At 65.7% G+C, this 22,509-nt stretch carries 11 protein-coding genes and 1 riboswitch; of the genes, 3 read left to right on the forward strand and 8 right to left on the reverse strand.

Features of this window, described 5'->3' with window-relative positions:
- Nucleotides 1-7: 7 nt before the first annotated feature.
- From ASF61_RS03490 to ASF61_RS03505, 4 genes are read right to left on the reverse strand one after another with little or no spacing between them, the layout of a single operon-like run.
- A complete protein-coding gene (locus ASF61_RS03490) occupies nucleotides 8-1,345 on the reverse strand; it encodes a TldD/PmbA family protein (protein ID WP_056151082.1) in 1,338 nt (445 codons plus the stop codon).
- Nucleotides 1,346-1,347: 2 nt separating this feature from the next.
- Nucleotides 1,348-2,985, reverse strand: coding sequence for a TldD/PmbA family protein (locus tag ASF61_RS03495; RefSeq protein ID WP_056151084.1), 1,638 nt, complete (start codon nucleotides 2,983-2,985; stop codon nucleotides 1,348-1,350).
- Between the two features lie 31 nt (nucleotides 2,986-3,016).
- Nucleotides 3,017-4,354: a TldD/PmbA family protein gene (locus tag ASF61_RS03500; protein ID WP_056151086.1), complete on the reverse strand. Its 1,338-nt coding sequence runs from the start codon at nucleotides 4,352-4,354 to the stop codon at nucleotides 3,017-3,019.
- Nucleotides 4,355-4,370: 16 nt separating this feature from the next.
- Nucleotides 4,371-6,008 (reverse strand): TldD/PmbA family protein, encoded by a 1,638-nt coding sequence (locus ASF61_RS03505; protein WP_056151088.1) that lies wholly within the window; start codon nucleotides 6,006-6,008, stop codon nucleotides 4,371-4,373.
- A 284-nt stretch (nucleotides 6,009-6,292) separates the two neighbouring features.
- Here ASF61_RS03505 and ASF61_RS03510 point away from each other — a divergent pair, with 284 nt between their 5' ends.
- Complete coding sequence (locus tag ASF61_RS03510) at nucleotides 6,293-7,111, forward strand: class I SAM-dependent methyltransferase (RefSeq protein ID WP_056151090.1); 819 nt, start codon at nucleotides 6,293-6,295, stop codon at nucleotides 7,109-7,111.
- Between the two features lie 43 nt (nucleotides 7,112-7,154).
- Here the strand turns inward: ASF61_RS03510 and ASF61_RS03515 are convergent, their stop codons facing one another.
- Nucleotides 7,155-8,261 (reverse strand): chemotaxis response regulator protein-glutamate methylesterase, encoded by a 1,107-nt coding sequence (locus tag ASF61_RS03515; protein WP_056151092.1) that lies wholly within the window; start codon nucleotides 8,259-8,261, stop codon nucleotides 7,155-7,157.
- Nucleotides 8,262-8,521: 260 nt separating this feature from the next.
- Between ASF61_RS03515 and ASF61_RS03520 the strand changes: the two genes are divergently transcribed.
- A complete protein-coding gene (locus ASF61_RS03520) occupies nucleotides 8,522-9,070 on the forward strand; it encodes a Crp/Fnr family transcriptional regulator (protein WP_056151094.1) in 549 nt (182 codons plus the stop codon).
- Nucleotides 9,071-9,073: 3 nt separating this feature from the next.
- Here ASF61_RS03520 and ASF61_RS03525 read toward each other — a convergent pair whose 3' ends face one another.
- Both ASF61_RS03525 and ASF61_RS03530 read right to left on the reverse strand, forming a co-directional pair.
- Nucleotides 9,074-10,699 carry a serine hydrolase gene (locus ASF61_RS03525; protein WP_056151097.1) on the reverse strand — a complete coding sequence of 542 codons (1,626 nt, stop codon included), beginning with the start codon at nucleotides 10,697-10,699 and terminating at the stop codon, nucleotides 9,074-9,076.
- A gap of 4 nt (nucleotides 10,700-10,703) precedes the next feature.
- Nucleotides 10,704-12,554 (reverse strand): M1 family metallopeptidase, encoded by a 1,851-nt coding sequence (locus ASF61_RS03530; RefSeq protein WP_056151098.1) that lies wholly within the window; start codon nucleotides 12,552-12,554, stop codon nucleotides 10,704-10,706.
- Nucleotides 12,555-12,669: 115 nt separating this feature from the next.
- Nucleotides 12,670-12,854, forward strand: a riboswitch (yybP-ykoY riboswitch).
- A gap of 12 nt (nucleotides 12,855-12,866) precedes the next feature.
- Between ASF61_RS03530 and ASF61_RS03535 the strand changes: the two genes are divergently transcribed.
- A complete protein-coding gene (locus ASF61_RS03535) occupies nucleotides 12,867-13,442 on the forward strand; it encodes a TMEM165/GDT1 family protein (RefSeq protein ID WP_056151100.1) in 576 nt (191 codons plus the stop codon).
- A gap of 52 nt (nucleotides 13,443-13,494) precedes the next feature.
- On the opposite strand, the gene ASF61_RS03540 is transcribed toward ASF61_RS03535, so the two are convergent.
- A complete protein-coding gene (locus ASF61_RS03540) occupies nucleotides 13,495-22,350 on the reverse strand; it encodes a GH36-type glycosyl hydrolase domain-containing protein (RefSeq protein WP_056151102.1) in 8,856 nt (2,951 codons plus the stop codon).
- Nucleotides 22,351-22,509 lie beyond the last annotated feature (159 nt).

Genomic DNA, 22,509 nt, shown 5'->3' on the forward strand with positions numbered 1-22,509 from the left:
CCCGCCGCTACACCGCGTCCGACAGCGACGTGAAGTTGAAGTCGCGCACCTTCATCGGCGGGATCATCATCTGGAAGCGCACCTCGTCGCCGCCGATCACCACCGGTTTGCCCAGTTCCTCGATATTGTTCAGCATCGATACCGGGCTCTCGTTGAAGCGGAAGTTCTTGATCGGGTGCTTGATCTTGCCGTTCTCGATGTAGAAGGTGCCGTCGCGCGTGAGGCCGGTGAGCAGCAGCGACTGCGGATCGACCATGCGGATGTACCAGGTGCGCGTGACCAGCACACCCTTCTTGGTCGAGGCGATCAGTTCCTCGGTGGACTTGCCGCCGCCGGCCATGATCATGTTGCCGTGGCGGCCGATGGCGCGCTTGCCCTGCTTCCCGGCCCAGTAAGGCGTGTAGTCGAGCGAGGCGATCCTGCCGCCCTTGATCACATCGGTGCGCTCGCGCGCCAGCATCGAGGCATTGTCCCAGCCCAGCACCGGCACATCCGGGTTCCAGGGATCGGCCCACAGGTTGACCTGTTTGTCGAACAGTTTTTCACCGAGGCGGTTGCCGCCGCCTTTTTTTGACAGGAAGCTGCGGCCTTCGTCGGCCTGGCGCGCGTCGAACGCGCCGAACATGCGGCCGATGATTTCGGAGGTGGCGGCCGGCTCCAGGATCACCGTGTAGCGGCCCGGCTCGATGGCCTTGGCATGGACCGAAGTGAGCGCCTTGTCGATGGCGATCTCGGACGCTTCACGCGCGTCGAAGCGGGCCGCGTCGTTGGCCGAGCGGGTCACCCAGCCCGAACCGAGGCCGTCCTCGGTGCGCGTGGTGACCGTAAAACCGAGATTGGTCAGGGTCTGGTAGCCGAACACGCCGTTCGAATTGGCTACCGTCTCGAAGCCGGTGGTGTCGCTGAAAAAGCCGGCGGCGATCAGCCCCTTCTTGCGCGCCAGCCCAATGCTGGTGGCGGCCACCTCGGCGCGGTACTCGGGGTCGATGGCGGCAGTCGCGGCGCTGTACGTGACCGACGCCTTGTATACCTGCCCCTTCACGGCCGGCACGAACTCGGGATTTTCCGGCGCCAGGCGCGCCACTTCCTCGGCGCGGCGCACGGCCTTTTCCAGCGATTTGTCATCGAACTCGTTGACCGACGCCGTTCCCTGGCGCTTGCCGAAGGCCACGCTCACGGTGAGCTGGGTGTTTTGCACCAGGCCGGCGGTGGACACGCTGTTGCGCGCGTAGCGCACGTTGCCGCGCTGGCTGCCGGAAATCTGCACCCGGCACTCGTCCGCTTTCGACAGCGCCATCACCTTGTCGCACACGTGTTTTGCTTCGTCCTGCGTGAGCATCTTCATGTTTATCCTATCTTGCGTGCGGTGTTGATCACATTGATACCGTTGAAGCGCGTGGTGGGCGAACCGTGCGACACCGCGCTGACCTGGCTCGGCTGACCCTTGCCATCGAAGAAGGAGCCGCCCATGCGCCAGTCGCGCGCATCACACAGCGCCGTGCAGGCATTCCAGAATTCCTGGGTATTGGACTGGTAGGCCACGTCCTCGAGCTGCTGGCCGATCTTGCCGTTCTTGATCTCGAAATACAGCTGGCCGCCGAACTGGAAGTTGTAGCGCTGCTGATCGATCGAGAACGAGCCGCGGCCGAGAATGTAGATGCCCTTCTTGACATCCTTGACCATCTCGTCGGGCGTGAGCTGCCTGGTACCGGCCTGCAGCGAGACATTGGGCATGCGCTGGAACTGCACGCTGCTCCAGCTATCCGCGTACGAGCAGCCCTGGGATGCCTTCTCGCCGATCACGTGGGCCTGGTCGCGCGTGGCTTGGTAGTTGACCAGGATGCCGTCCTTGATGATGTCCCAGCGCTTGGCCGGCACACCCTCGTCGTCGTAACCGACGCAGCCCAGCGATGCGGCCGTGGTGCGGTCGGCAACAAAATTGACGATGCTGGACCCGTAGTTGAATCGTTTGCTCTGCCACTTGTCGAGCGTGGCAAAGCTGGTACCGGCGTAGTTGGCCTCGTAGCCGAGCACGCGGTCCAGTTCCGTGGCGTGGCCCACCGACTCGTGGATGGTCAAAAACAGGTGCTCGGGCGAGAGCACCAGGTCGTATTTGCCCGGCTCCACCGACTTGGCGCCGAGTTTTTCGCGCGCCTGGCGGCCCGCAGCGCGGGCGTCCTCGATCAGGTCGTAGGCGCCGTGGTACAAGGTGGTCACGCCGCCGGCCGCCCTGACCTTGTGCTCGGGGCGCGCGTCGAAGAACTCATAGCCCATGGCGACCGGCGACGACAGGCCGTCACGGGTACGGAAGCGGTTGCTGGCCTTGTCCACGGCAGTGGCGGTAAACGGCGACCACAGGCGGTGCATGTCCTGGTCGATGTAGGCGCCGTCGGTGGAGGCAAAATATTTTTGCTGGTTGACCTGGAACAGGTTGGCCTGCATGAAGTTGGCGCCGGCATCGAGCCCGGCCTTGTTGGCGGCAATCAGCAGTTCGGCCTTTTCCCGGATCGGCACGGCGCGCCAGTCCTTTTTGAACGGCGTGGCCCACGCCACCTCGCCCACGCCTTTGACCGGCGCCAGCTCCACCGGCGCCGTTTGCAGTTTGCCGTTGGCGCGGGCGATCGCCACCGCCTGCCGCGCCGCCTCGGCCACCGCATCGGGCGTCATCACATTGGTCGAGCAAAAGCCGTAGGCGCCGCCGGCGATCACGCGCACCCCGACGCCGGACGACTCGGTGTTGACGATGTCTTCGACGTTGAGGTCGCGCGTGGTGATGAACTGGTTCAGGTAACGGCCGATGCGCACGTCGCAGTAACTGGCGCCGGCCCTGGTGGCCGCATCGAGCGCGATATCGGCCAGCGATTTCTTGAACTGCACCGCCATCGGGTTGAGCAGCTCGTCGGCTGCGATCGCGTGTCCGAACACGGGAATCAGCAAGCTGCCGCCGGCGGCAGCGCCTACCTTTAAGAATGAACGTCGTTCCACTGATACTCCGATAAGCTGACGGTCGCCCGCCCTACACCGCGTCCGACAGGGACGTGAAATTGAAGTCGCGCACGCGCATGGCCGGCACCAGCAGCTGGTATGTCGATTCGTCGCCCGACAGGATCTCCGGCCGGCCCAGTTCATCGATATTGTTCAACATCGTCACCGGGCTTTCGTTGAAGCGGAAGTTCTTGATCGGATGCTTGATCTTGCCGTTCTCGATGTAGAAGGTGCCGTCGCGCGTGAGGCCGGTGAGCAGCACCGACTGCGGATCGACCATGCGGATATACCAGGTGCGCGTGACCAGCACGCCCTTCTTGGTATTGGCGATCAGCTCCTGGGTGGACTTGTCGGTACCGGCCATGATGATGTTGCCGGGCGCACCTACGGCGCGCTTGCCCTGCTTCCTGGCCCAGTACTGCGAATAATTGAGCGCGTCGATACGGCCGTTCTTGATCAGGTCCTGGCGCTCCCGCGCCAGCAGCGAACCGCCGTCCCACGGCAGCACGGCCACCTTGGCGTCCCACGGATCGCTCCACACATTGACCTGTTCATCGAACAGCTTTTCGCCGTGACGATTGCCGCCGCCCTTTTTCGACAGGAAGCTGCGGCCCTCGTCGGCCTCGCGTGCGCCGAAGGCGTTGAACATATAGGCCAGGATGTCGGACGTGGCGGCCGGCTCCAGCACCACCGTGTAGCGCCCCGGTTCCAGCGCCTTGGCCTCCACCGAGCGCAACGCCTTTTCGATGGCGACGTCGGACGCTTCGCGCGCATCGAACCTGGCCGCATCGCCCACGCTGCGCTTGGCCCAGCCGGAGCCGCGCCCGTCTTCGGTGCGCACCGTGAGGGTGAAGTCCAGGCCCGTGTCGCGCTGGTAGCCGAAGATGCCGTTGGAGTTGGCCACGGCCGAGAAGCTGGCGCTGTCGGTAAAGAAGCCGGCAGCCACCAGCTTGTTCTTGCGGCTGTTCTCGATGCTGTAGGCCGCCACCTGGGCGCGGAATTCGGGGTCGATGTCGGCGGTCTTCTGGAAGAAGGTCTCGCTGGCCTTGTACTGCTGCTTCGATGGCGTGGGCATGAATTCCGGGTTGTCCGGCGCCAGCCGCGCCAGCTCCTCGGCGCGCCGCACGGCACGCTCGATGGCCTTGTCGTCGAGTTCATTGACGGTGGCGACGCCCTGCTTCTTGCCAAAGGCAACCGAGATCGCCAGCTCGGTGTTTTCCACCAGCCCTGCGGTGGACACGGCATTGCGGGCGTACCGGATATTGCCATAGCGGCCGCCGTTCAGGTTCACTTCGCACTGGTCGGCGCTGGTCAACGACAGCACTTTGTCGCAGATGCGCTTGGCGTCGTCCTGGTTCAGGTTTTTCATCGATCAGTCTCCAGGCTCAGGATATTTTGCGGGCGGTGTTGATGACGTTGATGCCGTTAAAGCGCGTGGTGCTGGCGCCGTGCGACACCACCGACACCTGCGAGGGCTGGCCTTTGCCGTCGAAGAAGGAGCCGCCCATGCGCCAGTCACGCTCGTCGCACATGGCGGTGCAGGCATTCCAGAATTCCTGGGTATTGGACTGGTACGCCACGTCTTCGAGCATCTGGCCGATCTTGCCGTTCTTGATCTCGTAGAACAGCTGGCCGCCGAACTGGAAGTTGTAGCGCTGCTGGTCGATCGAGAACGAGCCGTCGCCGACGATGTAGATGCCCTTCTTGACATCCTTGACCATCTCGTCCGGGGTGAGCTGCTTTTTACCTGCCTGCAGCGAGACATTGGGCATGCGCTGGAACTGCACGCTGCTCCAGTTATCGGCGTACGAACAGCCGTGCGATGCCTTCTCGCCGATGATGGCCGCCTGGTCGCGCGTGGCCTGGTAGTTGACCAGGATGCCGTCCTTGATGATGTCCCAGCGCTTGCACGGCACCCCCTCGTCGTCGTAGCCGACATTGGCCAGCGAGCCGGGCGTGGTCTTGTCGGCAACGATGTTGACCAGGTCGGAGCCGTACTTGAATTGTTTGGTCTTCCATTTGTCGAGCGTGGCGAAGCTGGTGCCGGCGTAATTGGCTTCGTAGCCGAGCACGCGATCGAGCTCGGTCGGGTGGCCCACCGATTCGTGGATGGTCAGCCACAGGTGCTCGGGCGAGAGCACCAGGTCGTATTTACCCGGCTCCACCGACTTGGCGGCCAGCTTTTGCCTGGCCTGTTTGCCGGCCGCGCGCGCATCTTCGATCAGGTCATAGGACTTGGTGTACAGCGTGGTCACGCCGCCGGCCGCCTTGACCTTGTGCTCGGGGCGCGCGTCCAGGTACTCGTAGCCCATGCCCACCGGCGCCGACAGGCCCTGGCGCGTGCGGAACTTGTTGCTCTTCTGGTCCACGGCAGTGGCGTACACGGGCATCCACAGGCGGTGGATGTCCTGGTCGATGTACGAGCCGTCGGTGGAGGCGAAGTATTTTTGCTGGTTCACCTGGAACAGCATCGACTGCATGAAGCTGGCGCCGCCGTCCATGCCGGCCTTGTTGGCGGTGATCAGCAGCTCGGCCTTTTCCTTGATCGGCACCGTGCGCCAGTCCTTGACGATCGGCGTGGCCCAGGCCACCTCGCCCAGGCTTTTCACCGGCGCCAGCACCACCGGCTCGGTCTGCAGCTTGGCGTTGGCGCGGGCGATCGCCACGGCCTGGCGCGCAGCACCTGCCACGCCGTCGGGCGTCATGTCGCTGGTGGCGGCAAAGCCGTAGGCGCCGCCGGCGATCACGCGCACGCCCACGCCGGCCGATTCGGTGTTGACCACGTTGTCCACATTGAGGTCGCGGGTGGTGATGAACTGGTTCAGGTAGCGGCCCACGCGCACGTCGCAGTAACTGGCGCCGGCCTGGGTGGCCGCCGTCATCGCGGTATCGGCCAGCATTTTCTTGAACTGCAGGGCGACCGGATTGAGCAGCTCTTCGGCCGCGATGGCGCGGCCGAAGGCGGGCAGCAACATCGTGCCCAGCGCCAGACTACCGATATTAAGGAATGCACGTCGTTCCATCATCTCTCCAGATAAGGCGGGAACGTCGAAAACCTGCCGCGCGTGTCGCCGCGGTCTCCGATGTCCCCGGTGATTCGGGCCAGCCGCCTGGGCAGCAGAAAGACAATATTAGCGCCTGCTTAACAATCGGGATAGCAATATGTATTCCCGCTACCACAGCGATACACTGCGTTACACACCAATAGTAGACAGCGGCGATTCACTTGACCTGCGCGCTGTCCTCGCCCATGATCGCGCAGGGCGGCCGTACGGCGTCGCCATCGCAAACCCTCAGGAGACCGAGTATGAAGAAATACCTCGTGGCCGCTCTGGCCTGCACCACGCTGTTCGCCGCCGGCGGTGTCTCGGCGCAGACGGAAGACGCGAAACTCAAGGCTGCCATCGGCGCCAGTTCGCGCACGCCCGCCAACGTGCAGCGCGACGCCAGCCGCCATCCTTACGAGACGCTGACCTTCTTCGGCATCCGCCCGAACATGACGGTGGTGGAGCTGGCGCCCGGCGCCGGCTGGTACACCGAGATCCTGGCGCCGTACCTGCGCGACAACGGCAAGCTGATCGCCGCCGGCAACGACCTGGCCTCGCCCAACGAGCGCGAACGCAAGGCTGCCGAGCGTTTCATGGAACGCCTCAACGCCAATCCGGCCGTCTACAACAAGGTGGCGCTGGGCGTGTTTTCGCCGCCGCGCAAATACGAATTCGCACCGAATAACAGCGTCGACATGGTGCTCACCTTCCGCAACATCCACAACTGGATACCGACCGGCCCGGACAACCTCAAGCTGCTGTTCGCCAGCGTGTACGACAGCCTGAAACCGGGCGGCGTGTTCGGCGTGGTCGAGCACCGCCTGCCGGCCGCCAAGACCCAGGATGCCACCGCCAGCACCGGCTACATGCACGAGCAGTACGTGATCAAGCTGGCCGAAGCAGCAGGCTTCAAGCTGGCCGCCAAGTCCGAGATCAACGCCAATCCGAAGGACACGGCCGACCACAAGGGCGGCGTGTGGGCGCTGCCGCCGACCTACGCCAACAAGGACGAGGGCCGGGCCAAGTACCAGGCCATCGGCGAGAGCGACCGCATGACGCTCAAGTTCGTCAAGCCGTAAGTTTTAAACCGCCTTCGGCGGAGAGTGACGCGACAAGCCCGGCTCAGCCGGGCTGCTGCATGATCTCGCGATGAATCGCTGTCAGCGGCACTGATTTCTCCACCGCCCCGCGCTTGACCGCCTCCTTCGGCATGCCGTAGACCACGCACGAGGCTTCGTCCTGCGCCAGCGTGCGGGCGCCGGCGTTGAGCATTTCCAGCAACCCCGCCGCGCCATCGTCGCCCATCCCGGTCATGATCACGCCCAGCGCATTGGCGCCGGCTGCACGCGCGGCAGAGCGGAACAGCACGTCCACCGACGGCCGGTGGCGATTGACCAGCGGGCCATCGACCACCTCGACAAAGTACTGCACGCCGGTGCGGCGCAGCAGCAGGTGTTTGTCGCCGGGCGCGATCAGCACCTGGCCCCGTACCACGCGGTCATTGTGGACCGCTTCCTTCACGCGCACCTGGCACACGCTGTCGAGACGCGCGGCAAAGGCGGCGGTGAATTTTTCGGGCATGTGCTGCACCACCACGATGCCGGGCGCCGTGTCCGGCAACGCGACCAGGACTTCTTCCAGCGCCTGGGTGCCGCCGGTGGAGGCACCGATCGCCACCACGCGTTCGGTGGTGGCGGTCACCGGCCGCAGGTCGCCCAGCGACAGCACGGCGTCGGCGCTGAGTTTTTCCGGCACCGGCGCCAGTCCGGCAGCCGGCGCCGCCGCTGCGGCCGGCGCGCGCGGCGCGTGATACGCGGGTTTGACCACGTGGGCGCCAGCAGCGGCGCGCACGGCCGCCACCAGTTCGTCATCGCTGTCCTGCGGCAGCTGCCTGAGATCCGCGCGCGGCTTGGTGACCACCGCCACGGCGCCGGCGGTGAGCGCCTCCATCGACGTCTGTGCGCCCCGGTCGGTGAGCGTGGCGCAGACCACGACCGGCGTGGGCCGCTCGGCCATGATACGGCGCAGGAAGGCCAGGCCGTCCATCCTCGGCATGTCCACATCGAGCACGATGACGTCCGGCCACTGCATCTTCATGCGTTCGCTGGCCAGCAGCGGGTTGGCGACCGCATAGGTGACGGTGATGCCGGACGCAGCGTTGAGCAGACCGCTCAGCACCTGCCGCACCACGGCCGAATCGTCCACGATCATGACCTTGATGGGATCCATGGCGTTTTATCCTTGTGATTGAGCGACAGCGCCGGCGGGCGCGCCTGCATGTGGTGAAATTGTACCGCCTCGGCGCACTGTGCGGACAGCTGTCGATCTATGCCTGGACGCAACAAAATTTACCTTTTCGACTCGAAAACCGTATACACTTGGGACAAGTTTTTCAGCCATCCACTCACTGGAATATGAACCAGGCATTCCTCGCCCACCGGGCAAAATACCGGCAAGTCCTTTCCGAGCGATTTCGCGTTTCCCCTGACATGTACGACGAAGTCTCGCACCTGATGGCGCCGCAGGCCAGGCATGTCAGCGTGCGCAAGGGGGAGTACCTGCAGCGCAGCGGCGAGCTGGCGCAATACATCCACTGGCTGCACAGCGGCGTGGCGCGGGTCGGTTACGCGCCCGGCAACGGCAGCGAAGTCACGCTGTACTTCCGCACCGACGGCCAGATGGCCGTCTCGCACGACGACATCCTGCGCGCCCAGAGCCAGGAACCGGCGCACAACTTCGTGGTGGCGGAAACAGCGGTGCAGACCTACCGCTTCGAGCTGCAGGCGCTGTGGGCGCTGACCGCGCAGCACGCCGTGCTGCGCGACTACTACATCAAGGTGTCCGAGCGCGGCATCATGGACCAGAGCCGGCGCCTGTACCTGAGCGTCTGCCCGGCGCAGAGCCGGCTCGAAGCATTCCGCATCGATTACCCGGGCCTCGAACAGCGCATTTCGCAAAAGGTGGTGGCGTCGTTCCTCGGCATCACGCCGCAATACATGTCGCAGCTGCTGAAGCAGGACGCCGCCCTGCCCCGCTAGCGCTTACTTCTTCGCTTTCGGCACGAACAGCAAATCCTGGAAGTCGTAGCTGAAATCGGTCTCGGTCGATATCGGCGCCATCTTCATGCGCTCGATGCTGCCGTCCGGGTTCAGCGAGAACGTCACGTAGGCGTCGGCATTGAAGTTGCGCTCCTTCCAGCGCACGATGAAGGTGTCATGCTGGAAGTGCTCGAGCTCTCCCGTCAGGTCCGGCGTGCGCGAGAAGCGCATGATGCGTTTGCCGTTTTCCTCGCCGATGCTCGCCACGCCATACCACGCATCCTCGTACTCGCCGTCGTAGGCTGCCAGCGGCAGCGACGGCTGCGACTGCGCCGCACGGGCCGTCGTCGCCTTGGCCTGGCGCTGTGCTTCCTCCTGGTGCGACGCCGCTTCCTGGTCCGCATACAGCTTGATCCAGTCGCTGGCCGGCACGTTCAGGTACTGATCCAGGATGCGCCAGTACAGCGCCGCCATGACCGGGCCGTTTTCAGCGTTGGTCAGGATCGCGATGCCGAGTTTTTCCTCGGGCACCATCATCACCGTGGAATAAAAGCCCTGCAGCGCACCGCCGTGCATCACCAGCTTGCGGCCCTTGTAGTCGCGCAGCGAGAAGCCGAGACCATAGGCGGCGAAGTTGGGCTTGGTGGCCGCCAGCGCCGGTTTGGGGTCGCGGATACGCATCGGCGTCTGCTCGCTCCACAGCTCGGCGATCTGCTTGGCGCTGACCAGCTGCTTGCCGTCCGGGCTCCGGCCGTCGTTCATCAACGTGTTCATCCAGCGCGCCAGGTCTTCGGCATTGGTGTCGATGCCCACCGCCCCCACCGCGTTCGGCACCGGCATCGGTTTCACCACGGCCGCCTTGCCGTCGATCTTGCTGTGCGGCGCGGCGTGGTTGTCGGTCGCCAGCATCGCTTCCACGCTGGTCCTGGTGCCGGTCATGCCCAGCGGCGCCAGGATGCGGTCATGGATCGACTGGCCCCAGGTCTTGCCGTCCTTTTCGGCGATGATCTTGCCGGCCACGATGTAGAGCAGGTTGTCGTAGGCGTAGCTGTTGCGGAAGCTGGTGGCGGGCTTGATGTAACGGAGCTTGGCAATGATCTCGTCGGTCGAGAAGGCGGTGCTGGGCCACCACAGCAGGTCGCCCGCGCCCAGCCCCAGGCCGCTGCGGTGCGTGAGCAGGTCGCGGATGGTCATCACGCCGGTCACGTAGGAGTCGTACATCTGGAACCCTGGCAGGTGCATGCTGACCGGGTCATCCCATTTGAGCTTGCCCTCGTCCACCAGCATGGCCAGCGCAGCGGCCGTAAAGCCCTTGGAGTTGGACGCCACCTCGAACAGCGTCTTGCCGTCCACCGGTGCCGGGTCGCCCAGCTTGCGCACGCCATACCCCCTGGTGGTCACCACCTTGCCATCCTTGACGATGGCGATCGCGATGCCGGGCACGTCGAAGGTCTTCAGGGCCAGCCTGACGTCGGCGTCGAGGTTGTAGGCAGGGACCGGCGCAGCGGCGGTGGCAGCAGTGGTGGCAATGGTGGCAGCGGCGACGGCGGGGACGGCCTGGGCGCCGGCGCCGAGCGGTACCAGCGCCAGCGCGATGGCGCTGGCGGTCAACAGACGGGCAATGTTCATGGGCTTATTTCTTGAATTGTTTATCGACCGATGCCTGCGTCACCGGATGGTAATGGTCGCGCGCCTTGGCATACACGCTGCGCGCCCATGCGGCTTGCGCCGGCTGCTTCAACAGCGCCGTGTACAGCGGCACCACGAACTTCTGGCGTCCCACGCTCATCAGGAATTTCTCGAGCGGCGCGCGCACGTCGTAGCCGGCGTTGATCGACGCCAGGTAGAAACGGAAGGCGATTTCGTTGTTGCCGCTGGTCGCCAGGCCGAAGGTCTGGTCGAGATCCTTCAGCTGGGCGGCGGTGGCCTTGCCGTTGATGTCGTTCAGGAAGTGCATCCACTCGAGCGCGACCCAGCTCTTGCCGTTCAGATCAGCGGTGGGCAGTTCGCCGTGCAGCCACTTGGTGCGCTGTTCGTCCAGCGCGGCCAGGCGCGGCGAAGCGGCGCGCACGGCATTGGCCGGAATGCCGGCGCCGTACAGCCATTCGTCGAGCTCCACCTGCGCCATGTATTCGGGATGGGCGTCGAGCAGGTTCTTTTTCAGGTAGTCCACGAATTCGTCGGTGGTGGCCGACTTGAACGCGTGCGAGTCGAACCAGCCGCGCAGGAAGGTGTCGAACGCTTCGCGTCCGGCGCGCTGCTCGAGCGTGCGCAGGAACCAGGCGCCTTTCGGGTAGATCAGGCCGAGGTCCGAGTAGGCCGACGGATCGACGTCCGGACCGCGCGTGGCCAGCGCCTGCCGGGCGGGCGGGATGGCGGGCAGCGACGCCAGCGCCTCTTCCTGCTCCACTTGCAGGTTCATCTCGGCGATCTCGGGACCGTAGATCTTCTCGACGATGCGGGTGGTGACGTAGGTGGTAAAGCCCTCGTTGAGCCACATATACTTCCACGAGGCGTTGGTCACCAGGTTGCCGGACCACGAGTGCGCCAGTTCGTGCGCGATCAGATCGACCAGGCTCTTGTCGCCGGCGATCATGGTCGGGGTGACGAAGGTCAGGCGCGGATTTTCCATGCCGCCGATCGGAAACGACGGCGGCAGCACCAGCATGTCGTAACGCTCCCACCGGTACGGACCGTACAGGCTCTCGGCCGCCTCGATCATCTTCTCGGTATCTTCCAGTTCGCGCGCCGCCGCGTCGATGCGGGCCGGTTCGGCATACACGGCCGAGCGCGGGCCGACCTTGCGCACATCGATCTCGCCGATCGCAATGGCCAGCAGATACGACGGAATCGGCTGCGGCATCCTGAATTTCCAGCCGCCCTTGCCGGTGGCGTTGAGGTCATTGTCGGCGCTCATCACAACGCGCAGGCCGGCCGGCGCATCGATGCGGGCGCTGTACGTGAAGCGCACCGCAGGCGTATCCTGCACCGGCGCCCACGAACGGGCATTGATGTCCTGCGACTGGCTGAACATGAAAGGCCGCTTGCCCGACATGGTCTGCGCCGGCGACATCCATTGCAGCGCGGCGGCCGACGGCGCGGTGCGGTAATACACGCGCACCTTCTGCGGCTGGAACGGCAGCGCGATGCGCAGGGCGCGGCCCTTTTGCAGATCGAACTTGTCGAGCATGTAGGAGGCCGACGTCCAGCGGCCGTTCGGATTGAGGATCTGCACGCGCGAGATATTGAGCTCTTTGGTGTCGAGCACCAGGGTGCGCGAGGTCTTGTCGATCCAGTTCAGCGTCAGTTCGGCATAGCCGGACAGGGTCTTGCGGCCGAAGTCGGCCTTCAGGTCCAGATACAGGTCGCTGGTGCGCACCTGGTCGTAGCGGGCATAGCTCAGGGGATCGGCGTGGGCAGCGCTCACGCCCAGCGACATCAGTGCAGACAGCACGAACGCGGACAAGGTCTTCTTGATTTGCATGGTGATCTTTTCAAAGTAAGGGGCCTGTTGGCATCAAGCGCGGAGCAGAATAGCATAGCCATGTATCGCCAATGTGTACAGCGACGGTTTCCGCTGCAACGGCTGTGCTATGATGTCGGCCGTAAGTGGGGAGTAGTCGGCTTGCGCCGCCCTGGCGCAGGAATTTGCATCAACATCATCGGTCCGCAGACCGTGGTGCAAATGGTTGAAAAACTTGACGAGACCATGATCGAAGCGCGGCCATCGTGGGCCGGGGACGCGCTTTGGATCATAGGTTCTTATCGGCCGGCCCGCGCATCTCACTGTTCATCAATGGAAGCATTCCTCATCTCCACAGGCATTGTCGCGCTGGCAGAAATCGGCGACAAAACCCAGCTGCTCGCTTTCGTCCTGGCCGCAAAATTCCGCCGTCCCGTTCCCATCGTCGCCGCCATCTTCGTCGCCACCCTGGCCAACCATGCGTTTGCCGCCGCCATCGGCACCTGGATCACCAGCCTGCTCGGGCCCGACGTGCTGCGCTGGGTGCTGGGCGCATCGTTCATCGCGATGGCCGTCTGGACGCTCGTGCCCGACAAGCTCGACGAGGAGGACACCAAGTTCGCGCGCTACGGCGTCTTCATGACCACCCTGATCGCCTTTTTCATGGCAGAGATGGGCGACAAGACGCAGGTCGCCACCGTGGCCCTGGCCGCGCGCTACCACAGCCTGCTGGCGGTCGTCGCCGGTACCACGCTGGGCATGATGCTGGCCAATGTACCGGCCGTGTACCTGGGCGACCGCATCGCCCACCGCATCTCGCTCAAGCTGGTGCACGGTGTGGCGGCGGTGATCTTTGCGGTACTCGGTGTGGCCACCTTGCTCGGCGCGGGAGCGGGCCTGACGCGATAAGTAGGTGCTGCCAGCCTGCCGCGCGCTGCGGCAGGCTGGCGCCGCGGACGTCTTACGACGCGGCGGCCGGCGCTTCCACTGCCGCCGCCGCAGCCGGCAAGGCCGGCAGCAGCAGCTGCACCTGGTGCGTCTGGCCAGTGTCGTCCAGCGCCAGGACATTGCCTTCGCGCGTGACGCCATCGACGGTGAGCGTGGCCGCCTGCCCCGGTGCGGCGCGCGCCACGCGGATCACGTAGGTACTGCTGGCATGGCGGTAGGTCAGCGTGAACCCGTTCCACTCGGCCGGCATGCGTGGCGCCAGCGTCAGTTCGTGCGCGCCGCGCGTGACGCCCAGCAGCGACTCCACGATCAGGCGGTACATCCAGCCCGACGAGCCGGTGTACCAGCTCCAGCCGCCGCGCCCCACGTGCGGCGCCACCGCGTACACGTCGGCCGTCACCACGTAAGGCTCCACCTTGTAGGTCGAGACGTTCTCGGCGTCCGCGCCGTGCATGACCGGGTTGATCATGCGCGCCAGTTCCCAGGCGCGCTCGGTGTTGCCGAGGCGCGCAAAGGCCATCGCGGTCCAGATGGCGGCGTGGGTGTACTGGCCGCCGTTTTCGCGCACGCCCGGCACGTAGCCGCGGATATAACCGGGATTCGGGCCGGCCTTGTCGAATGGCGGATCGAGCAGCTGGATGATGCCGGAATCCCTGCGCACCAGCCGCTGATTGACCTGTTCCATGGCGCCGCGCACCCGTACCGGGTTGGCCACGCCGGACAGCACGCCCCAGCTCTGCGAAATCGAATCGATCTGGCATTCCTCGTTGCTGTGCGAGCCGAGCGGCGTGCCGTCGTCGAAGTAGGCGCGGCGATACCATTCGCCGTCCCACGCATGCTGTTCGACGTTGGCGGCCAGCTTGACCGACTGCTCGCGGCATTCCTGCGCAAAGGCGTCGTCGTCCTTCATCTCCGCCACCTCGGCAAAGCGCTGCAGCACCTCGCACAGGAAGAAGGCCAGCCACACGCTTTCGCCCTTGCCATGCTCGCCCACCTTGTCCATGCCGTCGTTCCAGTCGCAGGAGCCGATCAGCGGCAGGCCGTGCTCCCCGAAGCGCAGGCCGTGGCGGATGGCCCGCACACAGTGTTCATACAGGGTGCCGCTCTGGCCGGAGCGCCCCGGCAGGTCGTAATAGGATTCCTCTTCCGGCTTGAGCAGGCGCCCTTCGATGAACGGCAGATTCTCTTCCAGGATGCTCAGGTCGCCCGTGCTCGACACGTAGCGCCACACGCCCAGCGGCAGCCACAGATAGTCGTCCGAGCACTTGGTGCGCACGCCGCGGTCGGACGGCGGGTGCCACCAGTGCTGCACGTCGCCTTCCACGAACTGGTGGGCGGCGCACAGCATCAGCTGGTCGCGCAGCAGCTGCGGCCTGGTGTGGATGGTGGCCATCGCATCCTGCAGCTGGTCGCGGAAGCCGAAGGCGCCGCCGGACTGGTAATAACCGCTGCGCGCCCAGATGCGGCAGGCGATGGTCTGGTACATCAGCCAGCCGTTGGCGATGACGTCGAGCGCCGGTTCCGGCGTCTCGATGTGCACCGCGCCCAGCGTCTGTTCCCAGTGCGCGTGCACGGCGGCCAGCGCCTCGTGCGCAGCGTCGACGCTGCGGTGCCTCTGCACCATGCTACTGGCGTCGGCATTGCGGCGGCCTGCCACGCCAAGCACGAACACGATCTCGCGTTCCTGGCCCGGCAGCAGTTCGAGCGGCGCCTGGATGGCGGCGCAGGCGTCCAGCCCCGCCCCCACCTTGCCGGACAGGCGCGCGCGGCGCATGGCCACGGGCGCCGCCAGCGAGCCGTTACGGCCCAGGAACTCGGTGCGGTCGGCGGTGACCGTGCGCAGCGCGGCGTCGCAGTTGAAGAACGCCAGGCGGCCGGTGAAGTCGGTGTTGTACTGGTTGCGGGCGAACAGCGCGCCGCTCACCGGATCGAGCTCGGTCAGGATGTGCATGCCGGACTTGGAGCGCATGTCGCCCAGCACCCATTCCACGTAGCCGGTCACGGACAGCTTGCGCTCCACCGGCGAATCGTTGCGCACCTTGATGACGGTGTACTTGATCGGCGCATCGGTGGCGACGAACGTGGTCATCTCGGTGGCGATGCCCGATTCGGTGTGCTCGAACACGCTGTAGCCGAAGCCGTGGCGCGTGGTGTAGTCGCCGGTGCCGCGCGCCGGCAGCGCCGACGGCGACCAGAATTCACCGGTGCTGTCGTCGCGCAGGTAGAACGCTTCGCCGCTGGCGTCGCTGACCGGGTCGTTATGCCACGGCGTGAGACGGAACTCGTGCGCATTCTCGTGCCAGGTGTAGGCCTGGCCGCTTTCCGAAATCACGGTGCCGAAGCCGGCGTTGGCCAGCACGTTGGACCATGGCGCCGGCGTGCGCTGGTCTTCGCCGGTGGTGATCACGTATTCGCGGCCATCTTCCGAGAAGCCGCCGATGCCGTTTTCCAGCTGCAGCACGCGCTTGGCGCGCGGCGCTGCCACTACGTCGCTGCCGGCGGCGTCGTCGCTGCGGTCCTCGCTGCGTGCATCATTGCGATGGTCGGTTGCCAGCGGCGGCATGCGCAGCAGCGGCGGACCGGGACGCTTGATCTGTTCGGCCAGCGTGCCGCGGCTGTCGCTGATGATCACGCGCGCCACCGTTTGCAGCAGGATGCGGTCCTCGGTGGCGATCTGGTCGCCCATGCGTACGAAGATGCCGCCCGGACGGTCGATGGCCTGGGCGTCGATGCCCGAAGCGATCAGGCCCATGATCTGGTCGTGCAGCAGCTGGCGGTAACCGGACTGGTCTTCGTGCCAGATCACCAGGTCCACCACCAGGCCTTTCAGGCGCCAGTAGGCGTGCGCCTGCACCATCTGGCGCACCAGTTCGATGTTGGACGAGTCCTTGATCTGCAACAGCACGATCGGCAGGTCGCCCGAGATTGCATAGGCCCACAGGCCGGACTGGCCGCGGTGGTTTTTCACCAGCGTGGTGGCGTCGGCGCGCAGCGCGGCGTTCGGGTAGATCACCGAGCCGGCCAGGCGGCCGTAGAGCTGGGCGTCGGCTTCGGTGGCGTTGAGCTGGCGCAGCACGACCTGGCTGTGGGTCCACGCCAGTTCGAACACCCGGTCGGCCAGATGACGGTCGTGGTACTTGTCGATCAGTTGCAGCGCGGCGTCGCGCTGCTCGGTCATGCCGGTCACCATGTCCACGGTGGCGGTCTGGTCGGGCTTCAAGGTGATGGTGCAACGGATCGCCACCACCGGATCGAGTACCGAGCCCTGGCTGCCGGACAGCAGGCCGTCGGCCAGCAGCGCCTGCGGCGCGGCAGCGGTATTGCCCCGGCCGATGAAGCGCGAGCGGTCGGTCTCGTACGACATGCTGCCCACAGCCGCGTCGTGCACGGCCATCGTGTGCATCATGTACGGCATCGCTTCGTTGCCGCCGCGCGGACGGCGCGTGCACAGGATCGCGTGTTCAGCGGACAGGATTTCAGTCTGCACGAACAGCTTGCTGAACGCCGGATGGGCGGCATCGGCGGCCGCCGGCGCCATCACCACTTCGGCAAAGCTGGTCACCTCGATGGTGCGGGTGCGATCCGAGTTGTTGGTGATGCGGGTGCGGCGCAGTTCGATATCGTCCTCGGGCGAGACCACGATTTCCGTGTACAGGTCGATGCCGTTGTCGGCGCGGCGGAATTCGGCGCGGCCTTCCGAGAAGATCACCTCGTGGTGGCGCGGCTCCACCAGCGTGGGCTGGTACGTGGTGGACCAGAACTCGCCGTCGTCCACGTCGCGCACGTAGCAGAACATGCCCCAGTTGTCGCGCGTGCTGTCTTCGCGCCAGCGGGTCACCGACTGGTCCTTCCAGCGGCTGTAGCTGCCGCCGGCATTGGTCACCATCACGTGGTAGCGGCCATTGGAGAGCAGCTGGGTCTCGGGCACCGGGGTGCTGTGGGCCGTCATCACGCGCAGCGGCATGCCGGCGTCCGGCGCCGTGGTGCGGATCGCCGCCGATTCCACCGAGGTGGAATGGAAGGCGCCCATCTGCGGGCTGCGCTCCTGCAGCACCAGCAGCGTCGATTGCAGCAGCGGGTCGGATTCGAAGCGGCGCTGCATCGGGCGATCGTGCAGCAGGTAGCTGAGGGCCAGGAAGCCCATGCCCTGGTGGTGGACCATGAACGAGCGCACCACGGCGTGGCTGACGCCGCGCGGCAGACGCGTCGGCGTGTAATCGACCGCCTCGAAGAAGCCGTAGCGGCCCATGAAGCCCAGGCCGGCCATTTTCTGCAGATTCTGGCACGACGCTTCCGGCTGGACCATCAGGCCCATCATGCTGGCATACGGCGCGATCACGAGGTCGTCGCCGAGGCCGCGCTTGAGGCCCAGGCCCGGCACGCCGAACGCGCGGTACTGGTAATTGAGGTTGGCGTCGGTGGTGTTGTAGCCCGACTCCGAAATCCCCCACGGGACGTTATGCTGCTTGCCGTACGCGATCTGGGCGTCGATCACCGAGTGATAGGTCTGGTCGAGCAGCGTGCTCTCGTACGTGGGCATGACCAGCAGCGGCATCAGGTATTCGAACATCGAGCCGCTCCAGGACAGCAGCACCGGCTTGCCGCCGACGATGCACAGCTGGCGACCGAGCGCGAACCAGTGGTCCTGCGGCAGCTGGCCCTGGGCAATCGCGACGAAGCTAGCCAGGCGCACTTCGGAAGCGAGCAGGTCGTAGTAACTGGCGTCGAGACGGCGCTCGCTGACGTTGTAGCCGATCGCCAGCAGGTTGGTGGTCGGGTTGTACAGGAAGCCGTATTCCATCTGCGCGAATGCATTGCTGCGCTGGGCCAGTTCGGCCAGCTGGCGCATGCGCTCGTGGGCCGCAGCGCCGCCCTGCTCCAGGAACGGCGCCATCTGCTGGCGGCGCTCCACTTCGGCCGGGGCCAGGTCGGTGACGGGAATCGCGGCGCCGGCATTGGCCAGCGCTGCCAGTTCGCGCAGCGTCGGTACGCGCAGCAGCTTGGTATCGAGCACGGTGTCGGCAGGCAGCTTGACCCACGGCGTGAACAGGGTCAGCTCTTCGAGTGCGGCGTGCGCCTGCTGCGCCAGCGCGGCACTCCACATCACGACATCGGGATCGACATGGCGGGCGGCCAGGGCCTGCAGCGCGTCGGCAGCCTGCACCACGCGCGTGAGCCATGCGTACAGCTGCTGCAGGTGGCTGGCGTCGGGCCGCGCCGCCAGCACTTCCTGGACCGCCAGCAGTTCCGGCGCGCCGGCGACGGCCACGGGTACAGCGTCGGCCGCATCGGCTGCCGCAGCATCGGCTGCCGCAGCATCGGTCGTCGCGGCGGTAGCAGCAGTTGCTGCAGTTGCTGCAGTAGTTGCGGCAGCAGCGGCGGCAGCGCCGCTGTCTCCTGCTTCCAGCGTTTCTTCCAGCACGCGCAAGGTCGTCAGCAGGCCATCGACGTATTGCGGACCGACCACCGGCTGGTCGTACATGCCGGTCAGGCCAGGTTGCAGCGTGAGCAGGTGGCCGGCCAGGTTGCCGCTGTCCACGGTGGAGATGTACACCGGATGCAAAGGCCGCAGCGACTGCGTGTCGTACCAGTTGTAGAAGTGGCCGAGGTGGCGTTCCAGCTGGTCCATCGTGTCGAGCGTGGCGCCGGTACGGGCCACCAGCTGGGCGCCCGTAATGAAGCCGAAATCGTGGGCGGTCAGGTTGGCCAGCAGCGCCATGCCGATATTGGTCGGCGAGGTGCGGTGGGCGATGACCTGGTTCGGATGCTCCTGCACGTTATCGGGCGGCAGCCAGTTGTCTTCCGGTCCCACGAAGCGGTCGAAATAGGCCCAGGTGCGGCGCGCCAGCTTGTTCAGGAATACCTGCTGATCGGTCGCCAGGTCCGCATTGCGGCGCTTGATCGGGCGGCTGATCCAGTCGGCCACCGCCGGCGCCACCAGCCACGCCAGCAGGAACAGCGCGGCCGGCGCCAGGCTGGCGGGACGCCAGGCCAGCAGCATGGCGCCGACCAGCAGTGCGGTCACGGGTGCCGCCCACATGGTGATCCAGGTGCTGGTGGTGGAACGGGCCAGCGCGGACGCGCGCCATTGCAGTAGGTGGCGGCGCGAGACATACATGCGGAACAGGCTGCGCACGATGGCGTCGAGATTGAAGTACGCCTCGTACGGCAGGAACGTCAGAGTCAGCAGCGCGTGACTGAGCTGGATGCCGACGCTGTTGCCGGTCGTGCGCAGGTGCTGGTCCCACAGCGTGTCTTTCGGACGGTGCAGCAGGTCGTGCAGCGCGTTCACCAGCGGCGGCAGGAAGATCACCGTGAGCACGGCGCCGGTCCACAGCCACGGCGCCGGCAGCCAGCGCCAGGCCACGACCAGCGCGATCACCAGCGCCGGCGCCACCAGCGAGCGGCGCAGGTTGTCGAACAGCTTCCAGCGCGACAGTAGCGACAGCGGATTCTTCTCGCGGCGGCGTCCCGGGCCCGGCACGCGCGGCAGCAGCCAGCCGAGCAGCTGCCAGTCGCCACGGATCCAGCGGTGGCGGCGGGCGACGTCGTCGCTGTAGCGGCTCGGATACTCTTCGTACAGCTGGGCGTCGCTCATCAGGCCGGCGCGCACGTACGCGCCTTCGAGCAGATCGTGACTGAGCACCTGGTTGTCGGGCAGACGGTGGCCGAGTACCTGCTCGAACACGTCCACGTCGTAAATGCCCTTGCCCACGAACGAGCCTTCCAGGAACACGTCCTGGTACACGTCGGAGACGGTGCGGGTGTACGGATCGATGCCCGGCTCGCCGCCGCACAGCTTTTCGTAGCGCGAGGCGCTCTTGCTGGGCAGGCTGACGGCCACGCGCGGTTGCAAAATGCCGTAGCCATCGACCACGCGGCCCAGCGCCTGGTCCACGCGCGGGCGGTTCAGCGGGTGCATCATGGTCGAGATGAAATCGCGCGCCGCGTCGCGGGGCAGCTGGGTGTCGGTATCGAGCGTGATCACGTACCGGATGCTTTCCAGGTCGGTGGTGTCGCCGACCACCAGCGAAAACTTGTCGCGCGCGCCGCCGCGCAGGTAGCGGTTCATGTCCTGCAGCTTGCCGCGCTTGCGCTCAAAGCCCATCCATACCCCTTCCTGCGGATTCCACAGGCGGGGCCGGTGCAGCAGCAGGAACGGCGTGGCCGGATCGCCATTGAGGTGCAGCGCGTACTTGCGGTTCAACTGCTCGACCGACGCGCGCAGATGCTCGGTCAGCGCGGTGTCGCCAGGCAGGGTTTCGGTCGGCGCATCGGCAAAGTCGGTGAGCAGGCAGAAACGCAGGTTCGGATCGCGGTTGGCCAGGAAGCGCACTTCCATCTGCTGGCACAGGTCGTCGATGTTTTCGTGGCTGTAGACCAGCGTGGGCACCACCACCAGCGCGCGCGCATCGGCCGGAATGCCGTCCTCGAAGTCCATGCGCGGCAGCGGCTTGGGCTGGGTGACCTTGGTGGTGATCCAGTTGACCAGGTTGAGGGCCAGCTGGCTGCTGCCGATCAGCGCCAGCACGCCCATGGCGAACAGCAGTGCGCCGTGCACGCCGTGGAAGGCCGAGCGTTCCAGCAGCAGCGCGGTGGCGATCACCGACAGCACCACAATGGCGCCCAGGTACGACGTCAGCGGCGAGGCGCTGCTGGTGCGCTGTAACGATTCGATCCACGGACGGCGCATGCCGGCCTGCTTTTCCAGCGCCGCCTGGCCGCCGCCGATCAGGTAGAACCCGACATGGCTGTGCCGCGGGTTGTCGCTGGCGGCATGCGCCTGCGCCAGCTGCAAGGCTTGCTGCGCCACTTCGAGCTCGGTGTGGTCGGAACGCTTGGCGATATTTTCGATCACGTGGCGGTAATGGTCGCGGGTGGCGAATTCCATGCGGCCGTACACGCCGGCCGGGTCCTGGCGCAGCGTCTGTTCGACCATGCTCATGGTCTCGACGAACTCCTGCCAGTCCATGGTGCCCAGGTAGCGCAGGCTGCCGATGCTGTTGGCGATCGACACCTGGTCTGCAGCCTGCTGCTGGATCTCGACCTGGATCTGCTGCTCGATGGTCTGGCCGCTGTCGGCCAGGCGGCTGGTGATCCACGACAGCGCCATGGTCAGCGCCGGGCTTTGTCCCTGCAGGCGGCGCGACAGTTCGGCCACGAAAGCGCTGGTGATCGGCGGATTGGAACGGGCCATGTCCGCCACCTTGAGAATCAAACCACTGGGGTTCTTTTCGGCTTCCTCGCTCAGCTGGTCGGCCCAGCTGTTGGCCAGGTCGCGCTCGGCGCGGTTGTCCGCCACCCGGGCAGCCACGCGGCGCAGGTTTTCGATCAGCGCCAGGCGCAGCATGATCGGAATCGCCCACAGCTCGCCCAGCTTGAGCGGCGCCACTTCCTGGTACGCGGCCACGAAGCGCGACAGCGATTCCGGATCGACGCGGCCGTCGCCGTGCGAAATGACTTCGAGCGCCAGCTTGTACACGCGCGGGCAACCTGCCGGCGCGCCCCGGGCCAGGCGCGGCAGCTCCTTGCTGTAGTCCTTGGGCAGGTGGCGGCGCGCGATCCGGATCTGCTCCTCGATCAGGTACAGGTTATCGAGCAGCCACTCGGAGGCCGGCGTGATCTGGCGACCGTCCTTGATGGCGGCCGTCAGCTCGTCGCAGGTGGTGCCGATCACGGCGGCGTTCTCGGTCAGGCGCGCCAGCAGCTGGTCGCCGCCGCCGCGCTGGCTCAGTTCATGGTGCGCTGCGAGCGAACGGCCGTGGGCGGCCATCTGCGCCGCGCTGAACAGCTCGGCCCGTAAGGGTAAATCCTCGTCTTGTTCGGAGACCATCGAGGCCGTGTTCGATTCGCGAAAGCCGAGCGACATCTCGGGCAGCAGGGGACTGGACTTGTTCAACTTAAACCTCGCTTGGACGTGCGCGACAAAACCGCGCTCTATGCTGCCGGCGCGGTGCTTAATAGGATGTGTGCCAAGCAAGGATATGCTTTGTAACAATTTGCTACTGTGCGCTTGCGTACATAAACG

The organism is Duganella sp. Leaf126, from assembly GCF_001423125.1.
Taxonomy (GTDB): Bacteria; Pseudomonadota; Gammaproteobacteria; order Burkholderiales; family Burkholderiaceae_D; genus Rugamonas.

Bases quoted from the DNA above. Each gene is read 5' to 3' on its own strand.
- ASF61_RS03535 (WP_056151100.1), top strand. From the start codon at position 12,867: ATGGAAGCATTCCTCATCTCCACAGGCATTGTCGCGCTGGCAGAAATC.
- ASF61_RS03490 (WP_056151082.1), bottom strand. From the start codon at position 1,345: ATGAAGATGCTCACGCAGGACGAAGCAAAACACGTGTGCGACAAGGTG.
- ASF61_RS03505 (WP_056151088.1), bottom strand. From the start codon at position 6,008: ATGGAACGACGTGCATTCCTTAATATCGGTAGTCTGGCGCTGGGCACG.
- ASF61_RS03515 (WP_056151092.1), bottom strand. From the start codon at position 8,261: ATGGATCCCATCAAGGTCATGATCGTGGACGATTCGGCCGTGGTGCGG.
- ASF61_RS03540 (WP_056151102.1), bottom strand. From the start codon at position 22,350: ATGTCGCTCGGCTTTCGCGAATCGAACACGGCCTCGATGGTCTCCGAA.
- ASF61_RS03520 (WP_056151094.1), top strand. From the start codon at position 8,522: ATGTACGACGAAGTCTCGCACCTGATGGCGCCGCAGGCCAGGCATGTC.
- ASF61_RS03510 (WP_056151090.1), top strand. From the start codon at position 6,293: ATGAAGAAATACCTCGTGGCCGCTCTGGCCTGCACCACGCTGTTCGCC.
- ASF61_RS03500 (WP_056151086.1), bottom strand. From the start codon at position 4,354: ATGAAAAACCTGAACCAGGACGACGCCAAGCGCATCTGCGACAAAGTG.
- ASF61_RS03530 (WP_056151098.1), bottom strand. From the start codon at position 12,554: ATGCAAATCAAGAAGACCTTGTCCGCGTTCGTGCTGTCTGCACTGATG.
- ASF61_RS03525 (WP_056151097.1), bottom strand. From the start codon at position 10,699: ATGAACATTGCCCGTCTGTTGACCGCCAGCGCCATCGCGCTGGCGCTG.